The sequence below is a fragment of the Mesorhizobium ciceri WSM4083 genome, from assembly GCF_000519305.1.
GTDB lineage: Bacteria > Pseudomonadota > Alphaproteobacteria > Rhizobiales > Rhizobiaceae > Mesorhizobium > Mesorhizobium ciceri_B.
The window spans coordinates 256,079-278,036 of the sequence record NZ_JAFG01000006.1 but is presented as its reverse complement, the minus strand read 5'-3'; the positions used below and the strand labels follow the sequence as shown (position 1 = coordinate 278,036).

Here is a 21,958-nt window from a genome sequence, read left to right as displayed (position 1 = left end):
GCGTCACGCAGAGAGTCGTCTTGACCGGTTTCCACATCCTCACCAGTCCACGAAATTCCAGTCCGGTGTCTGCCTGATGCTGATATCGGCGACGAGTATCTTGGCCATGGACCCCAAGCGGCGCGTTTCGCGCCGGGCGGCCCAGCGGAATTGCGGATGAAGGGCGCTTACAGGCTTGAGGCTGCGTATGGACCGGCCGCGCGAAGGGTTGTGCGAGAGTTTCTGCGGTTCGTGCCGCTGTCTCTGAAACAGCGCATGCAAAGACGTACATACGCACGCGCGGCGCCCGCCAACAGAATTTTCATTTCGGGCTGCGCGCGCAGCGGGACGACGCTGACACAGCGGCTGATGAGGTGTTTCGAGGACATTTTCGTCCATCCGCCCGAAGCGCGATACACAATGTTGGACGTATTGGACCGGCCGGAATCGAACCTCGTCGTCAAGCGCGATGCGCGCGGGTTTGCGCATCTGGCGAAGCTCCCTCCCTCCATCGGCTTGATCTATTGCGTGCGCCATCCATTCGACACGCTGACAAGTTCGCATCCGCAAACACGCAACGAGCGTCGGTTCCACGTCACGCCGCAACGCTGGCTGGCCGAATACGACGCGCTGATCCGGCTGAAGAAGGCACAACCGCACCGGCAGATCCTTTTCGTCCGCTACGAAGACATGATCGGCGCGCCCGATGCGCAGCAGGACAGAATCGCGCAGTCGTTCGGACTGACACCGCGCATTCGTTTCAGCGAGGATCCAGACAATCCGATCCGGGTGGCTTCGTTGAGAAAATGGGAACGGAATGAAGAATTCAGGACCTATCTCGGCGGCCTGCCCCTGGCATTTCTCGTCCGCGTCCAGCGTTTCTGCGCCGAGTTCGGCTATGACATGCCAATAAGCACGCCGACCGTGGACGCGCGGTGATGCAGGCACCGGCCCTCGCGACAGAACAGCGAGATCCCAAGCGGCGCGTGCTGAAGGACGTGTTCGGCTTCGATGATTTTCGTCCAGGCCAGGCCGATGTCATGGACGCGCTGCTGGCCGGGCGTCATGTGCTGGCCGTCATGCCGACAGGTGCAGGCAAATCGCTCTGCTACCAGGTCCCGGCACTGGTCCTGGGTGGGCTCACCATTGTCGTTTCGCCGCTGGTGGCGCTGATGCAGGATCAGGTCGCCGCCTTGCGGCTTGCCGGCGTGGCGGCCGACACGATCAATTCCTCGATCGACCGCGATGCCAATATCGCCGCATGGCGTCGCGTCGCCTCGGGCCAGACGCGCCTGCTCTATCTCGCGCCGGAGCGGCTGATGACCGAGCGCATGCTCGAGGCGCTGGCCAGGCTCGATATCAGCCTGATCGCCGTCGACGAGGCGCATTGCATCTCGCAATGGGGGCCGGCGTTCCGGCGCGAGTACGAGGACCTGTCGCGTCTGCGCGGCATCTTTCCCAACGTGCCGATCATCGCGCTGACGGCGACGGCGGACGAAGGCACGCGCACCGACATCGAAGCCCGGCTGTTTGCCGAGCGCGTCGAGACCCTGGTGCTGGGCTTCGACCGGCCGAACATCAAGCTTGCCATCGAGGCCAAGCAGGACAGCAAGCGCCAATTGCTGCGCTTCGTCGAGCGTCATCCCGGCCGCAGCGGCATCGTCTATTGCCTGTCGCGCAAGAAGACGGAGGAGATGGCGGCCTTCCTCGAGAAGAACGGCGTCACCGCGCTCGCCTATCATGCCGGCATGAGCAAGGAGGCGCGTGACGCCAACCAGAACAGCTTCATGACCTTGTCCGGTGTCGTCATGGTGGCGACCATCGCCTTCGGCATGGGCATCGACAAGCCTGACGTCGCCTATGTCTTCCACACCGACATGCCGGGCAGTTTGGAGGCCTACTACCAGGAGATCGGCCGTGCCGGCCGCGATGGGCGGGACGCCGAGGCGCATATGCTGTTCGGCCTTGGCGATATCCGGATGCGCCGGATGTTCATCGACGACGAGGATGCGCCGCCCGAGCACAAGAGGCGCTCGCATGGCCGGCTCGACACGCTGATCGGCTATTGCGAGACGGCGCAGTGCCGCCGCCAGGTGCTGCTCGGCTATTTCGGCGAGGAAGCGCAGCCTTGCGGCAATTGCGACACCTGCCTCGACCAGGCACCGCGCGCCGACGGCGGAGCGGAGGCGCGGATCATCCTGACGGCGATCGCGCAGAGCGGTGAGCGTTTTGGTGCCGGCCATGTCATCGACATCTTGCTCGGCCATGAAACCGAGAAGGTGCTTGCCAGGAACCACCAGAGGCTCACGAGTTTCGGCAGCGGTCTGGCGCACAAGAAGGATTTCTGGCTGTCGCTGATCCGGCAGCTCGTCGCAGGCGGGTTCCTGATGCCGGATCCGGCCGGTCATGGCGGCCTCGCTATCGCCGAAAAAGGCCATGCGCTTGGCCGTGGCGAGATGCCGTTCCACTATCGCGTCGAGGTGCGCAGCCGCGCCTTGCGCAAGATGCGGGCGGCCGAGGGTTCGGGCGCGGATATGGGAAGCATTGATGCTTCGCTGTTGGCCACGCTCAAATCCCTGCGCCTGCGCCTCGCCAAGGATCGCCAGGTGCCGGCCTATGTGGTGTTCTCCGATCGCACGCTGATCAACATGGCCGAGCGCCGCCCGCACGACATGGACGCCTTCGCTGAAGTGAATGGCGTTGGGGCGGCAAAGCTGAAGGAGTTCGGCCAGGTTTTTCTCGCCGCAATCGCCGCGCACCAATCCGATGGCTCGGCCTGAGGTCAGATCAGCGACTGGTCACGTGCCCTGAAGCGGAGGGATCTTCGGAGGGGGCATCCGTTCCGAGACCTCCTGCTCCGTCGCCGCCCATGCCTCACCACCGGCCCCCCGACGAGACCGATCAGTTCAATGTTCTCTGGCCGGCCAGTCGACAGATCAGGTTTAGACCGAGGCGTTCATCGACTTCATGGCTGAGCATCTGCAACCGCAATAGGTGCCGCTGTCCACTTGCAGGCGCCTGTCCACCTCAAGCGTCGCAGGCGACCCGCCGGGCTTCAGTCGTGCGATATGGACAGTCCCGTGAGAAGCGGAGCGTAGGCGGCGAGCCTGCGGGATACGAACTCAGTGAAGAGCCGCACGCGCTTGGTCTTGCGTGTCTCACCCTGGGTGAGAAGCCAGAGCGTTCCGTACATGTGCAGGTCGGTGCCCGGAACTCTCACCAGCAGGGGGTCGGCATCTCCGATGAAGCACGGCAGTGTCGTGATCCCGATCCCTTGCCGTACCGCAACGATCTGCGCCTCGCCGTCGGTGGTCCTGAACGGCACCCCTGTGGTGCGAACCTCGCCCTCGCGGGCCCACTCTGGAATTCCATGAACGCTTATGACGATCCACCGGATGGGATCAGGCGCGCCCGCACGCCACGCGGCGAGGCGATCGCGGGACATGTAGATGCCGCCGAACACCTCCGGTCCCTTCAGGCCGTGAAGATTGAGCGGCAGGGTTTTGCGGTCGTAGACGACGCGGATCGCGACATCGGCGTCTCGGTTGGTCAGATTTGCCAGCTCGCCGGACGACAGGATTTCCATCTCGATGTCGCGATGCAGGTGCGCGAAATCGGCGAAGTCCGGCATGAGCAGGTGTGCCGCGAGGGGCGGTGCCAGCGTCACCCGCAGAAGCCCGCGCACGCCCTGGTCGCGCCCGAAGACGCGCGTCTCCAGCTGGTGCGACGACGCTTCCATCTGGTTCGCAAGCTCGAGGACCTCCTCGCCCGCAGCCGTCAGACGGTAGCCCGAGGGCAACTTTTCGAACATCTGCGCCCCGAGGCGTTCCTCGAGCTGGGCGATGCGTCGCAGTACGGTCGAGTGATTCACCCCGAGCTGCGCGCCGGCAGCCCGCACCGAGCCTCCGCGTGCGACGGCTAGAAAGTAGCGAACGTCATCCCAGTCGATCATGGTGCAATCCGGCACCGCGCGGTGCGCCTTCCAAAGCCTGTATCTAGCACATCCTACAGCAGTAGGGGCGGGACATCATGGCTTATGTCGACAGGGGCGGCGCAATTCCGAATGGCGGACACGGATCGTCGCGGCTGGCGTCAGCCCTGAAAGCGGATCGATTTTGCACCACCGATGTGCGCGCTTCCGCACTCACCACCTGACCCCGACAGGCCCATCTAGAGGTTCTCGGGGCATCCCCGAACGACCAAAGACAGAACCTGGAAGGATAAATCATGGGCAAGCTAGACGGTAAGGTTGCGGTTATAACGGGCGGCGCCACCGGCATCGGCCGCGCCGCAGCGAAGCGCTTCATCGAGGAGGGCGCCTTCGTCTTCATCTTCGGCCGCCGGCAGGAAGCGCTAGACGCCGCTGTAGCCGAGCTCGGGCCCAATGTCCGAGCGGTGAAGGGCTCGGTCTCGGATGAGGCCGACCTCGATCGGCTCTACGCGGCGGTGAAGGCCGAGCGCGGAAGCCTCGACATCATCTTCGCCAACGCCGGGGTGGGAAGCCTGCTTCCGCTCGGCAAGCTCACCGCCGAGCATATTGACGAAACCTTCAACACCAATGTGAAGGGTACGATCTTCACGGTCCAGAAGGCGCTGCCGCTGATGGGCGAAGGCGGTTCGATTATCCTGACCGGATCGAGCGCCGGCACCACGGGCGCGCCCGCATTCAGCGTCTATAGCGCGAGCAAGGCGGCCGTGCGCAACCTCGCGCGGACCTGGGCGGAAGACTTGAAAGGCACCGGCATCCGGGTAAACGTGCTGTCGCCTGGGCCGACGGCGACCGAACTCGCGAAGGCAGCGATAGGCGAGGAGGGCTTGAAGGTCTTCGCCTCGATGAATCCGCTTCAGCGTATGGCCGATCCAGCGGAGATCGGGGCGGCGGCTGCGTTTCTCGCGTCGCCCGACAGCAGCTTCATGACCGCCAGCGAGGCCGTCGACGGGGGCTTGGCGCAAATCTGACCCGCTACGCCCCGCCGTTCATTCCATTCGATATCCCGAGCCCGCAGGGCCTGGTAAACTGAAGGAGAATATACATGAGCTATGCAATTGTTGGCTTCGGCAAGATCGGCCAGGCTCTCGCCAAAGCATTTGCCCGCAAAGGCATCGAAGTGTCGGTTGCAGCCACGCGCGACCCGGAAAGCTTTGCAGCCGATGCGGCCGCGATCGGACCCACGATTATCCCCAAAACGCTGGCGGAAGCGATCAAGGCTGACATCGTCTTTCTGGCGGTCCGCTTCGAGTCGCACCCAGATGTCGCGAAGGCGCTGCCAAGCTGGGAAGGCAAGACGATCATCGACGCGACGAACGTGTTTCCCGTGCCTGAAGAGCTGGACGGTCTGCCGTCCTCCGCCTTCGTCGCGAAGGCGTTCACCGGCGCCAAGCTCGTCAAAGGCTTCAATCACCTGATTGCGGCCACCCTGGCTGCCGATCCGATCGTCGAGGGAGGGCACCGGGTCGTCTTTCTGTCTGGTGACGACGAGGACGCGATCGCTCCCGTGGCGGCCTTGGCCAGACAACTCGGGTTCGCACCGGTCAAGCTGGGAAAGCTCAACGAGGGTGGCGCACTGGTGCACGCACGCGGCCGCACTTGGGGCCAACTGATCTTCCAGGACCTGTTCAAGAAGGAGCAGTAACGGATTTATCGTGCAGCGTCAGAGTGGCAGGTGTTCGACGCCGGCCACATCGTCAGCAACGAGCCGAGCGCGCAAAGTGGCGCGCTTGAAGCGGCTTACATCTGCCTGGGATCCTTCGGCTGACATGTGCCTGCCACCCATGAATCGTAGTTGCAAAAGCTGATGTCCCAGCCGGCGTCGCGTCTTTTGGAAGTTGCCTCACGACCGCCGGCGCGGATGGGGCCGAAGCCACCCCAACTGCCATCCGAGCCTCTGTAATTTCCCATGACGCGATAATTGCAGTTGTTCACGACAACGTTGCCGTCCATCGACACGCATGCCGATGCGACAGTGGAAAGGCTGAAGAAAGCTATGATGGCGAGAGAGGCTTTGCGCAGCGTGGTCTCCTAACTGGGTTGGGCGAACCAACCGTTACGAGATCTCGGGCCGGGCCTCTTCCCCCATTTGGGCTAAACCGGCTGGTAAATTCACAGCGGCATGGCTGCGCTTGCGGACAGGAAGCCATGTGCGGGGATGCCGAATGGGCCTGCCGAAGCTTTACGGCCTCCGTGAAAGCCAAAGTGCCCCGGCTCGGACGGCTCTGTCATGTTGCCTGGGCGATATGCGGCAGGCGGCCCGGGAGATGTCAGGTTTTGGACTAAATGGCGGAGAGGGAGGGATTCGAACCCCCGATGGGCTTGCACCCATGCCGCATTTCGAGTGCGGTGCATTCGACCACTCTGCCACCTCTCCGCGGTCATGGTCGGCCGTTGCCGGCGCGGCGCACTAGATAACGGCTGAACGGGCAGGTTACAAGGCCAATCCGTCAGTTATTTGGCTTGCCGGGCAAGCAGCGGATTCGCGACGGTTCAGCTGCGGCGACGCCTGGGTAGATCGGTGACCAGTCACGCATCCTTGCCTCGACGACGGTGACGCCGTGCAGTCGTGCTGACACGCTCGGTCCTTCGGCTCCCAACAACAGTCCCGACAACAGCTGTTTGCCTTGACTCGCACTCAACCTTCGGTTAGGGACAGCGCGCAATCGGCGTGGAGGGTTCTTCCGCGCCGCTTGTTTTTTGAACCCGCAGACTGACAAAAAGACGGCTGAACTGCCTCAGGCGGTTCATCAAGGCCGACCGAACAGCGAAAGGCAAAAAATGTTCGCAGTCATTAAAACGGGTGGCAAGCAGTATCGCGTTGCCGCCAACGATCTCCTGAAGATCGAAAAACTCGAAGCCAATGTCGGCGATATGGTCGAGATCGGCCACGTCCTCGCACATGGCGAAGGCGAGAATGTCACGTTCGGCGCGCCGTTCGTCGACGGCGCGGTGGTCACCGCCGAAGTCGTCGAGCAGGGCAAGAACCGCACCGTCATCGCCTTCAAGAAGCGCCGCCGGCAGAATTCGCGCCGCAAGATCGGCCATCGCCAGCTTTTGACCACCGTGCGGATCTCCGAGATCCTGCTGGGTGGCGCCAAGCCGACGAAGACGGCAGCGGTCAAGGCACCGAAGAAGGTGAAGGCCGAGGCCGCCACCGAGGTGCAGGCGGAAGCCGCGCCGAAGAAGGAGCCCAAGGCCAAGGCAGCCGAGACAAAGGCAGCCGAGACCGCGGCAGCGCCGCTGTTCAAGGCGCCGAAAGGTGAGCCAGACGATCTGACCGTGATCAAGGGCATCGGCCCGGTCGCCGCCAAGGATCTCGCCGAGCAGGGCATCATCACCTTCGCGCAGCTCGCCAAGCTGACCGACAAGGATGTCGCCAAGATCGACGAGCACATGTCCTTCAGCGCCGACCAGATCAAGGACTGGCGCGAGCAGGCCAAGGAATTGGCGGCGAAGTAATTTTCTGGCGACTGGGTCGCCGGATCGGACTTGAAACGGAACGCGAACGCGTTCATAAGGCCTTTTAGGCGCCTTGCGGCGCAACGGAGTTAGTTAGATGGCACACAAGAAAGCTGGCGGCTCGTCGCGCAACGGTCGCGACTCGCATTCCAAGCGTCTGGGCGTGAAGAAGTTCGGCGGCGAAGCCGTCATCCCGGGCAACATCATCATTCGTCAACGCGGCACCACGTGGCATCCCGGCGTCAATGTCGGCATGGGCACGGACCATACGCTTTTTGCGCTCGAGACCGGCGCCGTGACGTTCAACAAAAAAGCCAACGGCCGAACCTACGTATCGGTCAACCCGATTGCCAAAGCCGCGGAGTAGCCGGTTCCGCACTAGAACACCGGCGCCCATCTCGGGAACCGGTGTCTGGCAAAGCCAGGAAATGGATCAGGGGAGATGGGTTTCCATCTCCCCTTTTTCTTGTGCCTGGAGGACTTCACATGGTTGCCGAAGCGGAAGACTCAGAAGACGAAAGTTACGCGATAGACTGCCCGGTGCTGGTCACTGAGCGACTGGAGATGCGGGCGCCCCACGAAGGCGACATCGCGCAGCTGGTCGAGCTGGCCGACAACCGTCATGTCGCCGAAATGCTGGCCCGCATGCCGCACCCTTATGGCGAGGCCGAGGCGCGCTCTTTCCTGGCCATGACCAAGTCGCGCCGGGCCGGCATCGCCTATGCCCTGACGCTGGCCGGCACCGACACGTTTGTCGGTTGCGCCGGCCTCAACACCACCGATCGCGGGCTGGAGCTCGGTTACTGGATCGGCGAGCCGTACTGGAAAAAGGGCTATGCGACCGAGGCGGCGCACGCGCTGGTCGATCTCGCCTTCCAGAGGACGTCGATCCAGGTTCTGCATGCCTCGACGCGGGTCATCAATCCGGCCTCGCGCCGCGTCATCCACAAGTGCGGGTTCCAGTATGCCGGCCAGGGCATGCTGAATTCGATTGTCGCCGGCCAGGTGCCGGTCGAGCGCTACCGGCTCGACAGGAAGACCTGGACCAGCCTGCGGAACTGGGTGCATTTTTGATGTGCCCTGGGGCGAGCCTGAATGAAGACCCCCCTCACCCGGATTGCCGACCGAATTGCGAAGGCAATTCGGCGCAATCCGACCTCTCCCCGAGGGGAGAGGAGGTCGCCCGCGTTGACGTCAGCCTCTTCTCCCCATCGGGGAGAAGGTGGCCGCGCAGCGGTCGGATGAGGGGGCCTTTCTCATACGCGATTGGGTAGGCGGCTTAAGCTCAGCCCAGTTCGACCCAGACCGGCAGATGGTCCGAACCGACTGCCTTTCGGTCGACCCACAGGCGCTGCAGGGATCTGGCGAGCGAAGCGCTGGTGAAGATATAGTCGATGCGCTTGTGGCGGCTGGGATCGGTGGGTTGTTTCGGGTCGACCCAGCTGATGAGATCGTCGCCGGTGGCGTTCAGGCGCAAGGCGGCATCGACGGCAAAGTCGGCGGTCAGCGGCATGCCGAATTCATGATCCGGCCGGCCGGCGAGTTCGACATATTCGGGTGAGCCGGCCAACATGTTGAAATCGCCCATGCCGACAAAGGCTTCGGGATGCGGCAGTTCCGGCAGGCCGATCTCGGCGACGCCGGACAGTGCGCCGCCTTCGAGCGCATAGTTCAGCATGCGTTGGCGCAGGAACTGGATCTGGCTGGCGCGTTCGACGGGGCTGCGGTGATCGAGATGGATGGAATAGAAGCGGATGAAACCAAGCGGCGTCTCGATCAGCGCTTCCAGCGCGCCGCGCTGGAAGTTCATCATCTCGAAGCTGCGGCTGCGCGGCAAAAGCAGGTTGCGCGACAGATGAATGGGCGTCTTAGACAGCACCATGTTGCCGAGCTGGAAGGTTTTCGTGACGGCGCGGCCATTGTCGATGTGCGAACCGATATTGGCCTCGAAATTGCTGCCATAGACGGCGAAGTAGTCGGGCAGCGCCTCGCCGATCTCGGCGACCATGTCGCGGCCGCCATTCCGGGGATTGTTGCGGGTCACCTCCTGCAAAGCGATCACGTCGGCGCCGCGCACGGCATCAGCGATGCGCCCGACATCGTACTGCCCGTCGAGGCCGATGCCGTACTGGATGTTGTAGGTTACAAGCTTCATTCCGGCATCTCTCCGGCCGATCCCGCGCGGCCATTGTCACAAAACGGCCTCGCCCTTCGCCGCGCCTTGGTTTAGAGCAAGGCTCAAGGTTTAGAGCAATGCCGCAAGGCCACTAGTAGAAACTGTACAATCCCATGAAATTTCTTGATCAAGCCAAGGTCTACATCCGCTCCGGTGACGGTGGCGCCGGTTCTGTGTCGTTCCGGCGCGAAAAATTCATCGAGTTCGGCGGACCGGATGGCGGCGATGGCGGCCGTGGCGGCGATGTCTGGTTGGAGGCAGTCAACGGGCTGAACACGCTGATCGACTACCGCTACCAGCAGCATTTCAAGGCCAAGACCGGCGTCCACGGCATGGGCCGCAACATGACCGGCGCCAAAGGCGCCGACGTCACGCTGAAAGTGCCGGCGGGAACGCAGGTGTTCGAAGAAGACAACGAGACGCTGATCTGCGACCTGACCGTGGTCGGCCAGCGCTTTCTGCTGGCCAAGGGCGGCAATGGCGGCTTCGGCAACCAGCATTTCAAGACCTCGACAAACCAGGCGCCGCGCCGCGCCAACCCGGGCCTGCCGGGCGAAGAGCTCAACATCTGGCTGCGGCTGAAGCTGATCGCCGATGCCGGGCTGGTCGGGCTGCCCAATGCCGGCAAGTCGACATTCCTGGCCGCCGTCACCGCGGCCAAGCCGAAGATCGCCGACTATCCGTTCACGACGCTGCATCCCGGCCTCGGCGTCGCCCGCATCGATGCGCGCGAATTCGTCATTGCCGATATTCCGGGCCTCATCGAAGGCGCCCATGAGGGCGTCGGCATCGGTGACCGCTTCCTTGGCCATGTCGAGCGCACGCGTGTGCTGCTGCATCTGGTTTCGGCGCAGGAGGAAAATCCGGGCAAGGCCTACAAGACCGTGCGCGCGGAGCTCGAAGCCTATGGCAACGGCCTGACCGACAAGGTCGAGATCGTGGCGCTGTCCCAGGTCGACACGCTCGACGCCGATGCGCGCAAGAAGAAGGTCGCCTCGCTGAAGCGCGCCGCCGGCCGCGCGCCGATGCTGTTGTCGGCGGTCACCGGCGAGGGTGTCGAGGCGGTGTTGCGGGCGCTGATGTCGGTGGTGGGCGAAGCCCGCGCCGCGACTGCGGCTCCGGTCGAGACGCGCTGGGACAGATAGGACGATGCAGTCGCTGAGAAAATATCGGCGCATCACCGTCAAGATCGGCTCGGCGCTGCTCGTCGACCGCACGACGGGCCTGAAGCGCGACTGGCTGGCTTCGCTCGCCGACGACATTGCCGGGCTGGCCCAGGGCGGCGCGGAAATCCTCGTCGTCTCGTCCGGCGCCATCGCGCTTGGCCGCACGATCCTTGGCCTCGGCAAGCGGGCCTTGAAGCTCGAGGAAAGCCAGGCCGCGGCAGCCGTGGGACAGATCGCATTGGCCGGCGCCTGGTCGGACGCGCTCGGCAAGGGCAGCCTGAAATCGGGCCAGATCCTGCTGACGCTCGGCGACACCGAGGAGCGCCGCCGCTATCTCAATGCGCGGGCGACGATCTCGACGCTTTTGAAGATGAAGGCGGTGCCGGTCATCAACGAGAACGATACGGTGGCGACTTCCGAAATCCGCTACGGCGATAATGACCGGCTGGCGGCTCGCGTCGCCACCATGATGGGCGCCGATCTTTTGGTGCTGCTCTCAGACATCGACGGGCTCTATACGGCGCCGCCGGCGCGTGACCCCCAGGCTAAATTCATTCCGGTGGTCGACCGTATCACGCCAGATATCGAGGCGATGGCGGGTGCGGCCGCTTCCGAGCTGTCGCGCGGCGGCATGCGCACGAAGCTCGATGCCGGCAAGATCGCCACCGCAGCCGGCACCGCGATGATCATCACGTCGGGCACGCGGCTGTCGCCGCTGATGGCGATCGAACGCGGCGAGCGCGCTACTTTCTTTCGGCCGAGCAGCAACCCGGTCAAGGGCTACAAGACCTGGATCGCCGGCCAGCTCGAACCGGCCGGCCGGCTGACGGTCGATGCCGGCGCCATCGGCGCGCTGCTGTCGGGCAAGTCTTTGCTGCCGGCCGGCGTCAAGCTGGTCAGCGGCAATTTCTCGCGCGGCGACACGGTGGCGATCCTGTCGCCCGAGGGCCGCGAGATCGCGCGCGGGCTGGTTGCCTACGATGCCGCCGATGCCGTAAGGATCGCTGGCCTGAAGACGGCCGAGATCGAAACAGTGCTCGGCTACGAGGCGCGTTCGGCGATGATCCACCGCGACGACCTTGTGGTGAGCCATTCTGATGACCAAGTCAGGGCCGGTGACCACGTAGAGGCCGGTGGCGATATAAGCGGAGGATGAGCCATGCTGAAACTGCATGAAAAATCCGGGGATGATACTGTAGCAACGATGGCCGATATCGGCCGGCGCGCCCGCGCTGCCGCCCGACCGCTGGCCATCGCCGCGACCGCCGCCAAGAATGCTTCACTCCTCGCCATGGCCGAGGCGATCGTCGCCCGTGAGCGGGACATTCTCGACGCCAACGCCATCGATGTTTCGAATGGTCATGAATCCGGGCTTTCCGCCTCCTTGATGGACCGGCTGAAGCTCGATCCGGCGCGCATTCGCGCCATGGCCGACGGCATCAGGGAAATCGCTGCCCTGCGCGATCCGGTCGGCGATGTGATGGCGCAATGGGACAGGCCGAACGGCCTGCATATCGAGCGCGTGCGCACGCCGCTCGGCGTCGTCGGCGTCATCTATGAGAGCCGCCCGAACGTAACCGCCGATGCCGGTGCGCTGTGCCTCAAGGCCGGCAATCCGGTGATCCTGCGCGGCGGCTCGGATTCGCTCAATTCCTCCGTCGCAATCCATGCCTGCCTGGTCGAAGGGCTGAAGCAAGCCGGCCTGCCCGAAGACGCCATCCAGCTGGTACCGACCACCGACCGCGCCGCCGTCGGCGAGATGCTGAAAGGCTTAGGCGGTACGCTTGACGTCATTATCCCGCGCGGCGGCAAAAGCCTCGTCGGGCGTGTGCAGAACGAGGCGCGGGTGCCGGTCTTCGCGCATCTCGAAGGCATCTGCCATCTCTACATCGACCGTTCCGCCGATCTCGACATGGCTGTCAGGATCGCCGTCAACGCCAAGATGCGGCGCACCGGCGTCTGCGGTGCCGCCGAGACGCTGCTGGTCGACCGGGCGGTTGCCTCCACGCATCTGGTGCCGATCCTCGACGCACTGCGCGCGGCCGGCTGCGAAATCCATGCCGATGCCGAGGTGCTGAAAGTGTTTTTCGACGCCAAACCGGCGACCGATGCCGACTGGATCACCGAATATCTCGATGCCATCATCGCGGTAAAACTGGTCGACGGTATCGGTGGTGCGATCGACCACATCGAGAATTTCTCCTCACATCACACCGAAGCGATCGTCGCCGAGGATGCGCAAACCGTCGAAAAATTCTTCAACGAGATAGATTCGGCGATCCTGCTTCACAACGCCTCGACGCAGTTCGCCGATGGCGGCGAGTTCGGCATGGGCGCCGAGATCGGCATCGCCACCGGCAAGATGCATGCGCGCGGACCGGTCGGCGTCGAGCAGCTGACTTCGTTCAAATACCGCGTGCGCGGCTCGGGACAGGTGAGACCTTGAAGCTTTTCGTCGTCAGAGCCTGAGGCAATGCTGGCATCTTCCGAACCGGCGGTACCCTCCCGTTACCTGAAGATGCCGCACGCCGAAAAAGGCCTCGCTGTCGGCTTGTTCGGCGGCTCGTTCAATCCGCCGCATGCCGGCCATGCGCTGGTCGCAGAGATTGCGCTCAGACGCCTGGCGCTCGACCAGCTGTGGTGGATGGTGACGCCGGGCAATCCGCTGAAGAACACCAGGGAGTTGGCGCCGCTGGGCGAACGGCTGCAGTTGTCGGAGCAGATCGCCAAGAACCCGAAGATCAAGGTCACCGCTTTTGAAGCCGCCTATCATGTCCGCTACACCGCCGACACGCTGGCCCTGGTCAAGGCGCGCAATCCCGGGGTCGAGTTCGTCTGGATCATGGGTGCGGATAGTTTGCGCGATTTCCATCGCTGGCAGCGCTGGCGCGAGATCGTCATGACCTTCCCGATCGCCGTCATCGACCGCCCGGGCGCGACGCTGTCGTTCCTGTCCTCGGTCGTCGCCAAGACCTTCGACTATGCCCGCATCGACGAGGGCGATGCGCCGCGGCTTGCTCGCATGAAGGCGCCGGCCTGGACCTTCATCCACGGCCCGCGCTCGTCGCTGTCGTCGAGCGCGATCCGCAAGCTGGCGAAGGGGTGAGCCCGGCCGCCCGGTTATGTCGCTTTTATCGCTCCCTTTGCCCGTTTCATGGGCAATCCTGAGCAGGCATGTCGATTCCCAGGAAAACCCGCAGCGAAGCCGAGCAGGGCGCCGAGCCCACACCGCTGATCGCGATTGCCAGCGTCATCGTGTCGATGGCGCTGATTGCCGTCGGCAACGGGCTGATGTTTGCCTATATCCCGGTCCGGCTCGGCGCCGAGGGTTTCGATCCGACCTGGGCCGGGCTGATCATCACCGGACTTTCGGCCGGCGGCCTCGCCGGCTGCATCCTGACCGGACCGCTGGTGCGAAGGGTCGGCCATGCCCGTGCCTTCATGGTGCTATCGGCGCTGATCGCACTGGCCAACGCCGCTGTCGGCGCCGGGGTCCATCCGCTGCTGTGGATTGCCGCCCGCGCGCTCTACGGCTTTGCCATCTGCGGCCTGTTCATCGTCGCGCAGAGCTGGCTCAACGATGCCGTTGCCAACGCCATCCGCGGCCGGGTGATGGCTTTCTTCTACGTTGCCTATGTCGCCGGGCTCGGCGTCGGCTACGCGACGCTGGCGCTGGTCGATATCAGGACAGCGGATGCGCCGCTGATCGGCATCGCCTTCACGGCGCTATCGATCCTTCCCGTCGGGATGACCCGACTTGCCCAGCCGCCGGCACCGCAGGCGGCCTCGGTGGCGCTGCGCCGTGCCTGGCGGGTTTCACCGGTCGGCGTCGCCGGCATGCTTGCCGTCGGCGGCCTGTCGATGTCGATTGCGGGCTTCGCGCCGATCCACGCCACGGCCAAGGGCTACAGCCAGGCCGATGTGGCGCTGCTGCTTTCGGCGATGCCTCTCGGCACGCTGATCCTGCAGATCCCGCTTGGCTGGATTTCCGACCGAACCGACCGCCGCTATGTGCTGATCGCCGCATCCGCGCTCGCCATGGTTGCCGGCCTGTTTGCGCTCGGGTTCGATGGCGGCACGTTGGCCGCGCTGGTGGTGATCTACATCGTGTGGGACGGCGCCTCGGAATCGATCTATTCGCTGGCCAGCGCACATGCCGCCGACCGCGCCGGCAAGGACGACATGGTGGCGCTGTCCAGTTCGCTTCTGTTTGCCTGGTCGCTGTCGGGTTTCGTCGTGCCCGGCATTGTGACGGCGCTGTCGGCCGTCTTCGGCACGCAGGCTTTCATCTATGTGGCTGTTCTCATCGCCGCAGCCTTCTGCCTGTTCGTGCTTTTGCGTGTGTTCACGACGCGTGCGGTCCCGGTCGGTGAAACCGGCAGTTTCGCACCGATGACGGCGCAGGCGCCTTTGCCGGTCGAACTTGCCTTCGCACCGGACGATGAGGGCCGGCACTGAGCCAACCGATTATTGCCGGCGGGCTTCGGGTTGGGGCGCTTCCGGCGGCGGCAGCGGGATCGATATGCCTTCGCTATCGAATTCCTGTTTGGCGCGCTTGGTGAGATCGGTCTGGGTGGCGAAGAAGTCCGCCGACGATGTCCAATAGCGCAAGGCAATCGAAACAGTGCTGTCGCCCAATGTCGAGACGAAAGCGATCGGTGCCGGCTCACGTTTCACTCGCCGTTCGGCCGCGGCAATGGCAAGCAAGGTTTTCTGCGCCCTGTCGATGTCGTTCCAGGAGCCGATGCTGAGCGCGATGTCGCTGCGGCGCACGCCGTTGCGCGAAAAGTTGCGCACCGGCTGGTTCCACAGCGTCGAGTTGGGCGCCAATATGTAGACCCCGTCGGCCGTCCTGAGCCTGGTCGCGAACAGGCCGATCTCCTCGATCGTACCGGCAATCGAACCGACCTCGACGGACTCGCCGATGCGAAACGGCCGCAGCGCCAGAAGCATGATGCCTGCGGCGATGTTCTGCAGCGTGCCTTGCAACGCCAGGCCGATGGCGAGGCCAATGGCACCGATCGCGGCAATTATCGAGGCCGTCTGCACGCCGAACTGGCCGAGCACCATGATGGTGACGAGGATCAGGATGGCGTAGCGGACGATCTTGGAGAAGAAATGCCGCAACGTCGCGTCGAAACCATGGATATGGCCGAGACCGGCAAAGATCGAACGTTCGGCAAGGCCGGCGACGATATAGCCGACAATCAAGAGGATAACGGCACCGATGGCCGAGAAGGAATACGAAACAATCAGCGTGCTCAGTTGGGCAAGGCCAGCCTGGACGCTGAGGAAGGCGTTTTGCGGGTCGATCGGCATAAGGGAAATCCGGTTGGTCGGTGAGCCGATAACCCATGCCGACGGCGAGGGTTCCGATCTTTTCCGGTGTGCGGCGGAACCACAGCAGCGACAATACGTTCGTGCGAGGCAGGGTCCCGTCTTGAAACTGTCAGGGAACTCTGCCTATCTAAGTGGTGTCACCTGCTTCAAGGGGTGATTTGGTTGTTCTTGCTGCGAAAGGAAATACACTGAGAACAGCACTGCGGAAGAAGGCCGATATCATGCCTTCGCCGGCCAGGATCAGCGTAGACGACGCCGTGTCCCGCGCCATCAAGACAGTCCTTGCCAGTCTGGAAGACTCCAAGGCCGAAAACATTGTCTCCATCGACATCCAGGGGAAATCGAGCCTAGGCGACTACATGGTCGTCGCTTCGGGCCGATCGCACCGTCATGTCGCGGCTGTCGCCGATCATCTTCTCAAAGCGATCAAGGATGCCGGTCTCGGCACCGCGCGCGTCGAGGGGCTGTCCGGCGCCGACTGGGTCCTGATCGATTCTGGCGACATCATCGTCCATGTCTTCCGCCCCGAAGTCCGCGAATTCTACAATCTCGAAAAGATGTGGCAGGCGCCGGACCTCGAGGAAGAAACGCTCCACTAAGTCGTTCGCGCGGCTTACAAGGCGAGGATGAAGATATCAGTTCATGCCGTGGGCCGGATGAAAGCCGGCCCCGAAAAGCTGCTTGCCGACCGCTATTTCGAGCGCTTCGCCAAGAGCGGTCCGGCCGTGGGGCTTGAATTTGGCGGCATTGCCGAGATTGCCGAGGGGCGCAGCCAGACCGCCAACGAGCGCCGGCGTGAGGAAGGCCAGAAACTGCAGACGCAGTTGCAGCCCGGCACCGCTTTGATCCTGCTGGACGAACGCGGCAAAAGCTTTTCCTCGGAAGATTTCGCCGGGCGCCTCGGCCTGCTGCGTGACGGTGGCCGCAAGGCGCTGGTCATCGCCATCGGCGGCGCCGACGGCCACGATCAGTCGCTGCGCGACCAGGCCGAACTGGTGATGTCGTTCGGCTTGCTGACATGGCCGCATCAACTGGTGCGCGTGATGCTGGGAGAGCAGCTCTATCGGGTGGCCACCATCCTTTCGGGACATCCCTACCATCGCTCGTAAACCGGTGAATTGGTGCGACACACCCGGATTTCCGCCCCAATGCCGACGTAACATTGCATCGAGCGGGTCGTTTGGAACATGGTTGATTGTTCGTTAACGAAGCCACGCATAGAGTCGGGCTTCAATGTCTGAAGACAGAAAATCAAGAACGGGCTCCTGGCGCGCGCGCTGCGGCATCGCGGCAGCGGTGCTTGTGCTGTCGCTGCATACGGGACGGGCGGAAAACACGCTCGACATGGCTCCCGATCCGGATCAGAGCCGCGCCGAATACGAACGGGTCTCGAAGGAGATCACGCTGTCGTCGGAACGATTGGCCAAGCTCTCCGCCGACATCGCGACGATCAAGAAGGATCATGCCTCGATCACCGCCGCATTGATCCAGTCGGCGATGACCGAGCAGAAGCTCGGGCAGGACATCGAAGACATCGGCGCCAGGCTGGAAGGGCTGAAAGGCCAGGAGCAGAAGCTCCGCGCCTCGCTGATGGCGCGGCGCGACGTTCTGGCCGAAGTGCTGGGCGCGCTGCAGCGCATGGGCCTCAACCCGCCGCCGGCGATCCTGGTCAAGCCCGAGGACGCGCTGTCGTCGGTGCGCAGCGCCATCCTGCTCGGCGCGGTGGTGCCGGAACTGCGCCAGCAGACCGATAGCCTGCTTGCGGATCTCAAGGAACAGACCAGGATCACGGCGTCGATCGAGGCCGAACGGGCGCGGCTGACGGCGGCGGTCGGCGACCAGACGGCGGAAAAGAAGCGGCTCGGCATGCTGCTGGAGGCCAAGCAGAAGCTCGAAGCCGACACGCAGACGCAAATGGCCGCCGAAAAGCAGCGATCCGAAGCGCTGGCGGCCAAGGCCGGCAGCCTGAAGGAGTTGATCGCGTCGCTCGAAGCGCAGGCCGACAAGAGCCGCAAGGCCGCCGATGCGGCCAAGGCCGCCGAGCAGAAGACGGCGGGCGGCGACAACACATCGGTGCCGGCGGAACTGGCGTCGCTGCCCGTTCCCGAAAGCAACCAACTTGCCGCCGCGGTGCCCTTTTCGGCCCTTCAGGGACAGATCGCGCTGCCGGTGACCGGCCGTATCAAGCGGCGATTCGGCGCCGATGACGGTAACGGTGCGGTGATGCTTGGCGACATGGTTGCGACACAATCGGGAGCCATCGTTACCGCGCCGGCGGATGGAAATGTGCTTTATGCGGGGCCGTTTCGCTCTTATGGTCAACTCTTGATCCTGAACGCAGGCGACGGCTATCATGTCGTTTTGGCGGGGATGAGCAGAATCAGCGTCGCGACCGGTCAATCAGTGCTTGCAGGAGAGCCGATCGGTGCGATGGGAGAGGCCCGGGTGGCGAGCACCTCGGTTTCGAAGAATGGAAATGCCACGCCGGAACTCTATGTCGAGTTCCGCAAGGATGGAAAACCCGTCGATCCGGCCCCATGGTGGGCGGACCGTTTTTCTGGAAGGACGTGAATAATGCGGAAACTGTCGCTTCTGTTTGCCGGTGCGCTGATGGGCGCGTCCGCCATGAGCCTGGTCTATGGCGCACCCGGCTCGGCGGCGAACGCTGCAGGGTCGGAAACCTACAAGCAACTGGCAATCTTCGGCGATATCTTCGAGCGGGTGCGGGCGCAGTATGTGACACCGCCCGACGACAAGTCGCTGGTCGAGAATGCCATCAACGGCATGCTGGCCTCGCTTGACCCGCATTCCTCCTACATGAATGCCGAGCAGGCGCAGGATATGCGCGTCCAGACCAAGGGCGAGTTCGGCGGCCTCGGCATCGAGGTCACCATGGAGAACGATCTGGTCAAGGTGATCACGCCGATCGACGACACGCCGGCCGCCAAGGCAGGCGTGCTGGCCGGCGACTACATCGCCAAGATCGACGGCGAAGAGGTTCGCGGCCTGACCCTCAACGACGCGGTCGACAAGATGCGCGGCCTGGTCAACACGCCGATCAAGCTGACCATCCTGCGCCAGGGCGCCGACAAGCCGATCGAACTGACGGTCGTGCGCGACATCATCAAGGTCAAGGCGGTCAAGTTCCGGGTCGAGAACGACATCGGCTACATGAAGATCACCTCCTTCACCGAAAAGACCTATGACGACCTCGAGAACGCCATCGACACCATCAAGAAGCAGATTCCCGACGACAAGCTGAAGGGCTACGTTCTGGATCTCCGCCTCAATCCAGGTGGCCTGCTCGACCAGGCGGTGAGCGTGTCCGATGCCTTCCTCAACCGCGGCGAAATCGTCTCGACGCGCGGCCGCGACCCCAAGGACGTCACCCGCTTCGACGCCAAGCCCAAGCAGGTCGACGACATCAACGGCAAGCCGATGATTGTCCTGGTCAATGGCGGTTCGGCCAGTGCGTCGGAAATCGTCGCCGGCGCGCTGCAGGACCTGCGCCGCGTCACGGTGGTCGGCACGCAGTCCTTCGGCAAGGGTTCGGTGCAGACCATCATTCCGCTCGGCGAGAATGGTGCGCTCAGGCTGACGACGGCGCTCTATTACACGCCGTCCGGCAAGTCGATCCAGGGCAAGGGCATCACGCCCGACATCAAGGTCGACCAGCCGCTGCCGCCGGAACTGCAGGGCAGGGACCTGACGCGCGGCGAATCCGACCTCAAGGGCCATATCAAGGGCGCCGATGAGAGCACGACCGGTTCGGGCTCGGCGGCCTATGTGCCGCCGGATCCGAAGGACGATCTGCAGCTCATCTATGCCGAGCAGCTGCTGCGCGGCCAGAAGACCGATCCGGCCTTCCCGCCCAATCCGCAAAAGGCGGTTCTCAACCAGTAAGGATTTGGAGCGGCGCACGCGCCGCTCCATCTTTCTGTTTGAGCCGGATGGAAGCAATGCGATGCTGCCGGGACCGAAAGGTTCCGGCAGTTTGATTCGGGGGGGCGAGGCAAAGCTCCCAAGACATGGCGCGGGGTGCGCCGGGATTGATGATTTCGCGCCTGTCTTTTCGAAGCGGCTTCGCCTTCGGAGCCATGCGCCCGGGGATTAGGCTTGGCTGATATCGGCAAGGACATCGAACGCCCGCTCGGACAGGCAGTCCGGCCGCCGCGCGCCGCCGGCAAGCTCAGCGGCGGTGCGATCATGGCGACAGTGGCCGTGCTGGCGGTGGCAGGCGTCTCCGGCGCGATCGCGCTCAGGGAAAAGCCGTTTCGAAAGCCGCAAGAGGTTGCCGTTTCAACGCCGAAAGTGACCGCGGCGGCCGAGCCTGCCGCCGCGCCGTCCGCATTGGCGCCGGCGGCACCGAAGCCGGAGGCGCCGGCCAGATCAGGTGGGCCGCAGATCATCCATGTGCAGACGGAGGAGGGCGATGGGCCGCCCAAGGCAGCGATCGTCATTCGCGATCCGTCGACCATCGGCCAGAACCTGAAGATCGCGCATATTCCAGACAAGGCGTTGATCGAGGCCAGCGAGACCGGGCCGTTGCCGGTGCGCGCCGCCGATGGCAGGCGGCCGTTCGACGTCTATGCGCGGCCCTGGTCGGGCGGGCGCGGCGCACGCGTGGCGATCGTCATCGGCGGGCTTTCGGTTTCGCAGACCGGCACCCAGGCGGCCATCGCCAAGCTGCCGGCGGAAGTGACGCTGGCCTTCGCGCCGCAAGGCAACAGCATCGGCCGGTGGATGCAGGCAGCCAGGCAGAGCGGCCACGAGATCGTCATGCAGGTGCCGCTCGAACCGTTCGATTATCCGAAGGTAAATCCGGGACGCAACACGCTGACGGTGGCGGCGAGCGCGGATGAGAACCTGAAGAGCCTGCACTGGGCGCTGTCGCGGACGACCAACTATACCGGCGTCATGAACTATATGGGCGCCCGCTTTTCCGCCGATCCCGCGGCGATGGAGCCGTTCATGGCCGAGCTCGGCAAACGCGGCCTCGCCTATATCGATGACGGCTCGTCGGCGCGCAGCCTGGCGCCGGACCTGGCGCTGAAGGACGGCGTGCCCTTCGTCGCCGGCGACATGGCGATAGATGCCGTGCAGGATCGCGGCGAAATCCTGAAGAAGCTCGACAGCCTGGAGGCGACCGCGCGGGCCAAAGGCACTGCCGTCGGCATCGGTTCGGCCTTCGACCTAACGGTCGATACCGTGTCGTCCTGGGTGGTCGAGGCCAAGAAGCGCGGCATCGAGATCGTGCCGATTTCAGCGGTGGCTATAGATCCGCAAAAAGGCTAGCCATCGGAAGACGGCTGGAAAGACTGACTGATGCCAAAGACAAAAAAAATCGACCGCGAAAAATTGCCTTATCGTCCCTGTGTCGGGCTGATGATCCTCAACGCCGATGGCATGGTCTGGGTCGGGCATCGCATCGCCGAACCGGACAGCGAATTCGCCGGCACGACACAGCTCTGGCAGATGCCGCAGGGCGGCATCGACGACGGCGAGGAGCCGTTGCAAGCGGCCGAGCGTGAACTCTATGAGGAGACCGGCATGCGGGGCGTCTCGCTGCTGGCCGAGGCACCGGACTGGATCAACTATGATTTGCCGGACCACCTCGTCGGCATCGCCTTCAAGGGCCGGTATCGCGGCCAGACGCAGAAATGGTTCGCCTTTCGCTTCCACGGCGATGTCAGCGAGATCCAGATCAACCCGCCGCCGGGCGGCCACACCGCCGAGTTCGACAAATGGGCATGGCGGCCTATGCGGGACCTTCCCGACCTGATCGTGCCGTTCAAGCGCCATGTCTATGAGGACGTGGTGGCGGCGTTCCGGCATCTGGTGCAATAG

General features: G+C 63.8%; 21 protein-coding genes and 1 tRNA gene. 18 read left to right on the top strand and 4 right to left on the bottom strand.

Annotation, left to right across the window (positions count from 1 at the left end):
- Positions 1 to 156 precede the first annotated feature (156 nt).
- Both MESCI2_RS0114780 and recQ read left to right on the top strand, forming a co-directional pair.
- Entirely contained in the window at positions 157 to 918 is a 762-nt protein-coding gene (locus tag MESCI2_RS0114780; protein WP_027037262.1) for a sulfotransferase family protein, read from the top strand.
- On the top strand, positions 918 to 2,759 hold the full coding sequence (gene recQ, locus MESCI2_RS0114775) for a DNA helicase RecQ (RefSeq protein WP_027037261.1): 1,842 nt from the start codon (positions 918 to 920) through the stop codon (positions 2,757 to 2,759). The genes MESCI2_RS0114780 and recQ overlap by 1 nt, the downstream gene beginning before the upstream one ends.
- A 275-nt stretch (positions 2,760 to 3,034) precedes the next feature.
- On the opposite strand, the gene MESCI2_RS0114770 is transcribed toward recQ, so the two are convergent.
- Positions 3,035 to 3,931, bottom strand: a complete 897-nt coding sequence (locus tag MESCI2_RS0114770; RefSeq protein ID WP_027037260.1) for a LysR family transcriptional regulator — start codon at positions 3,929 to 3,931, stop codon at positions 3,035 to 3,037.
- A 275-nt stretch (positions 3,932 to 4,206) separates the two neighbouring features.
- Between MESCI2_RS0114770 and MESCI2_RS0114765 the strand changes: the two genes are divergently transcribed.
- Positions 4,207 to 4,938, top strand: a complete 732-nt coding sequence (locus tag MESCI2_RS0114765; protein ID WP_027037259.1) for an SDR family NAD(P)-dependent oxidoreductase — start codon at positions 4,207 to 4,209, stop codon at positions 4,936 to 4,938.
- A gap of 74 nt (positions 4,939 to 5,012) precedes the next feature.
- Positions 5,013 to 5,612 carry an NADPH-dependent F420 reductase gene (locus MESCI2_RS0114760; RefSeq protein ID WP_027037258.1) on the top strand — a complete coding sequence of 200 codons (600 nt, stop codon included), beginning with the start codon at positions 5,013 to 5,015 and terminating at the stop codon, positions 5,610 to 5,612.
- 642 nt (positions 5,613 to 6,254) lie between these two features.
- Here the strand turns inward: MESCI2_RS0114760 and MESCI2_RS0114745 are convergent.
- Positions 6,255 to 6,344, bottom strand: a tRNA-Ser gene (locus MESCI2_RS0114745).
- Between the two features lie 404 nt (positions 6,345 to 6,748).
- On the opposite strand from MESCI2_RS0114745, the gene MESCI2_RS0114740 reads away from it, so the two are divergent.
- From MESCI2_RS0114740 to MESCI2_RS0114730, 3 genes are all read left to right on the top strand, one after another.
- On the top strand, positions 6,749 to 7,429 hold the full coding sequence (locus tag MESCI2_RS0114740) for a 50S ribosomal protein L21 (protein ID WP_027037257.1): 681 nt from the start codon (positions 6,749 to 6,751) through the stop codon (positions 7,427 to 7,429).
- Positions 7,430 to 7,526: 97 nt separating this feature from the next.
- Positions 7,527 to 7,796, top strand: a complete 270-nt coding sequence (gene rpmA / locus MESCI2_RS0114735) for a 50S ribosomal protein L27 (protein WP_013529063.1) — start codon at positions 7,527 to 7,529, stop codon at positions 7,794 to 7,796.
- 119 nt (positions 7,797 to 7,915) lie between these two features.
- Positions 7,916 to 8,503: a GNAT family N-acetyltransferase gene (locus MESCI2_RS0114730; RefSeq protein WP_027037256.1), complete on the top strand. Its 588-nt coding sequence runs from the start codon at positions 7,916 to 7,918 to the stop codon at positions 8,501 to 8,503.
- A gap of 211 nt (positions 8,504 to 8,714) precedes the next feature.
- On the opposite strand, the gene MESCI2_RS0114725 is transcribed toward MESCI2_RS0114730, so the two are convergent.
- Entirely contained in the window at positions 8,715 to 9,584 is an 870-nt protein-coding gene (locus MESCI2_RS0114725) for an endonuclease/exonuclease/phosphatase family protein (RefSeq protein WP_027037255.1), read from the bottom strand.
- A gap of 134 nt (positions 9,585 to 9,718) precedes the next feature.
- Between MESCI2_RS0114725 and obgE the strand changes: the two genes are divergently transcribed.
- The 5 genes from obgE (at position 9,719) to MESCI2_RS0114700 (ending at position 15,229) form a co-directional block, all read left to right on the top strand.
- Positions 9,719 to 10,750, top strand: a complete 1,032-nt coding sequence (gene obgE / locus MESCI2_RS0114720; RefSeq protein WP_027037254.1) for a GTPase ObgE — start codon at positions 9,719 to 9,721, stop codon at positions 10,748 to 10,750.
- Between the two features lie 4 nt (positions 10,751 to 10,754).
- The gene (gene proB, locus MESCI2_RS0114715; protein WP_027037253.1) at positions 10,755 to 11,927 is read left to right on the top strand and encodes a glutamate 5-kinase; all 1,173 of its coding nucleotides are present in this window, start codon (positions 10,755 to 10,757) and stop codon (positions 11,925 to 11,927) included.
- 3 nt (positions 11,928 to 11,930) lie between these two features.
- Positions 11,931 to 13,217, top strand: a complete 1,287-nt coding sequence (locus tag MESCI2_RS0114710) for a glutamate-5-semialdehyde dehydrogenase (protein ID WP_027037252.1) — start codon at positions 11,931 to 11,933, stop codon at positions 13,215 to 13,217.
- A gap of 72 nt (positions 13,218 to 13,289) precedes the next feature.
- Complete coding sequence (locus tag MESCI2_RS0114705) at positions 13,290 to 13,877, top strand: nicotinate-nucleotide adenylyltransferase (RefSeq protein WP_027037251.1); 588 nt, start codon at positions 13,290 to 13,292, stop codon at positions 13,875 to 13,877.
- 68 nt (positions 13,878 to 13,945) lie between these two features.
- The gene (locus tag MESCI2_RS0114700) at positions 13,946 to 15,229 is read left to right on the top strand and encodes an MFS transporter (protein WP_027037250.1); all 1,284 of its coding nucleotides are present in this window, start codon (positions 13,946 to 13,948) and stop codon (positions 15,227 to 15,229) included.
- Positions 15,230 to 15,238: 9 nt separating this feature from the next.
- On the opposite strand, the gene MESCI2_RS0114695 is transcribed toward MESCI2_RS0114700, so the two are convergent.
- Positions 15,239 to 16,090, bottom strand: a complete 852-nt coding sequence (locus tag MESCI2_RS0114695; protein ID WP_027037249.1) for a mechanosensitive ion channel family protein — start codon at positions 16,088 to 16,090, stop codon at positions 15,239 to 15,241.
- Between the two features lie 242 nt (positions 16,091 to 16,332).
- Here MESCI2_RS0114695 and rsfS point away from each other — a divergent pair, with 242 nt between their 5' ends.
- From rsfS to MESCI2_RS0114665, 6 genes are all read left to right on the top strand, one after another.
- A complete protein-coding gene (gene rsfS / locus MESCI2_RS0114690; RefSeq protein ID WP_013529073.1) occupies positions 16,333 to 16,710 on the top strand; it encodes a ribosome silencing factor in 378 nt (125 codons plus the stop codon).
- Between the two features lie 27 nt (positions 16,711 to 16,737).
- Positions 16,738 to 17,220: a 23S rRNA (pseudouridine(1915)-N(3))-methyltransferase RlmH gene (gene rlmH, locus MESCI2_RS0114685; protein ID WP_027037248.1), complete on the top strand. Its 483-nt coding sequence runs from the start codon at positions 16,738 to 16,740 to the stop codon at positions 17,218 to 17,220.
- A 124-nt stretch (positions 17,221 to 17,344) separates the two neighbouring features.
- Entirely contained in the window at positions 17,345 to 18,682 is a 1,338-nt protein-coding gene (locus tag MESCI2_RS0114680; protein ID WP_027037247.1) for a murein hydrolase activator EnvC family protein, read from the top strand.
- Positions 18,683 to 20,014, top strand: coding sequence for a S41 family peptidase (locus MESCI2_RS0114675; protein WP_023811786.1), 1,332 nt, complete (start codon positions 18,683 to 18,685; stop codon positions 20,012 to 20,014). It abuts the gene before it with no gap.
- Positions 20,015 to 20,227: 213 nt separating this feature from the next.
- A complete protein-coding gene (locus MESCI2_RS0114670; protein ID WP_027037246.1) occupies positions 20,228 to 21,406 on the top strand; it encodes a divergent polysaccharide deacetylase family protein in 1,179 nt (392 codons plus the stop codon).
- 30 nt (positions 21,407 to 21,436) lie between these two features.
- Positions 21,437 to 21,958: an RNA pyrophosphohydrolase gene (locus MESCI2_RS0114665; RefSeq protein ID WP_027037245.1), complete on the top strand. Its 522-nt coding sequence runs from the start codon at positions 21,437 to 21,439 to the stop codon at positions 21,956 to 21,958.

Excerpts from the sequence above, each read along its gene's own strand:
- rsfS (WP_013529073.1), top strand. The coding sequence starts at position 16,333 with ATGCCTTCGCCGGCCAGGATCAGCGTAGACGACGCCGTGTCCCGCGCC.
- proB (WP_027037253.1), top strand. The coding sequence starts at position 10,755 with ATGCAGTCGCTGAGAAAATATCGGCGCATCACCGTCAAGATCGGCTCG.
- MESCI2_RS0114740 (WP_027037257.1), top strand. The coding sequence starts at position 6,749 with ATGTTCGCAGTCATTAAAACGGGTGGCAAGCAGTATCGCGTTGCCGCC.
- MESCI2_RS0114710 (WP_027037252.1), top strand. The coding sequence starts at position 11,931 with ATGCTGAAACTGCATGAAAAATCCGGGGATGATACTGTAGCAACGATG.
- MESCI2_RS0114700 (WP_027037250.1), top strand. The coding sequence starts at position 13,946 with ATGTCGATTCCCAGGAAAACCCGCAGCGAAGCCGAGCAGGGCGCCGAG.
- MESCI2_RS0114770 (WP_027037260.1), bottom strand. The coding sequence starts at position 3,931 with ATGATCGACTGGGATGACGTTCGCTACTTTCTAGCCGTCGCACGCGGA.
- MESCI2_RS0114680 (WP_027037247.1), top strand. The coding sequence starts at position 17,345 with ATGTCTGAAGACAGAAAATCAAGAACGGGCTCCTGGCGCGCGCGCTGC.
- MESCI2_RS0114760 (WP_027037258.1), top strand. The coding sequence starts at position 5,013 with ATGAGCTATGCAATTGTTGGCTTCGGCAAGATCGGCCAGGCTCTCGCC.
- recQ (WP_027037261.1), top strand. The coding sequence starts at position 918 with ATGCAGGCACCGGCCCTCGCGACAGAACAGCGAGATCCCAAGCGGCGC.
- rlmH (WP_027037248.1), top strand. The coding sequence starts at position 16,738 with ATGAAGATATCAGTTCATGCCGTGGGCCGGATGAAAGCCGGCCCCGAA.
- MESCI2_RS0114705 (WP_027037251.1), top strand. The coding sequence starts at position 13,290 with ATGCCGCACGCCGAAAAAGGCCTCGCTGTCGGCTTGTTCGGCGGCTCG.
- MESCI2_RS0114780 (WP_027037262.1), top strand. The coding sequence starts at position 157 with ATGAAGGGCGCTTACAGGCTTGAGGCTGCGTATGGACCGGCCGCGCGA.
- MESCI2_RS0114725 (WP_027037255.1), bottom strand. The coding sequence starts at position 9,584 with ATGAAGCTTGTAACCTACAACATCCAGTACGGCATCGGCCTCGACGGG.
- MESCI2_RS0114665 (WP_027037245.1), top strand. The coding sequence starts at position 21,437 with ATGCCAAAGACAAAAAAAATCGACCGCGAAAAATTGCCTTATCGTCCC.
- MESCI2_RS0114695 (WP_027037249.1), bottom strand. The coding sequence starts at position 16,090 with ATGCCGATCGACCCGCAAAACGCCTTCCTCAGCGTCCAGGCTGGCCTT.
- obgE (WP_027037254.1), top strand. The coding sequence starts at position 9,719 with ATGAAATTTCTTGATCAAGCCAAGGTCTACATCCGCTCCGGTGACGGT.
- MESCI2_RS0114765 (WP_027037259.1), top strand. The coding sequence starts at position 4,207 with ATGGGCAAGCTAGACGGTAAGGTTGCGGTTATAACGGGCGGCGCCACC.
- MESCI2_RS0114730 (WP_027037256.1), top strand. The coding sequence starts at position 7,916 with ATGGTTGCCGAAGCGGAAGACTCAGAAGACGAAAGTTACGCGATAGAC.
- rpmA (WP_013529063.1), top strand. The coding sequence starts at position 7,527 with ATGGCACACAAGAAAGCTGGCGGCTCGTCGCGCAACGGTCGCGACTCG.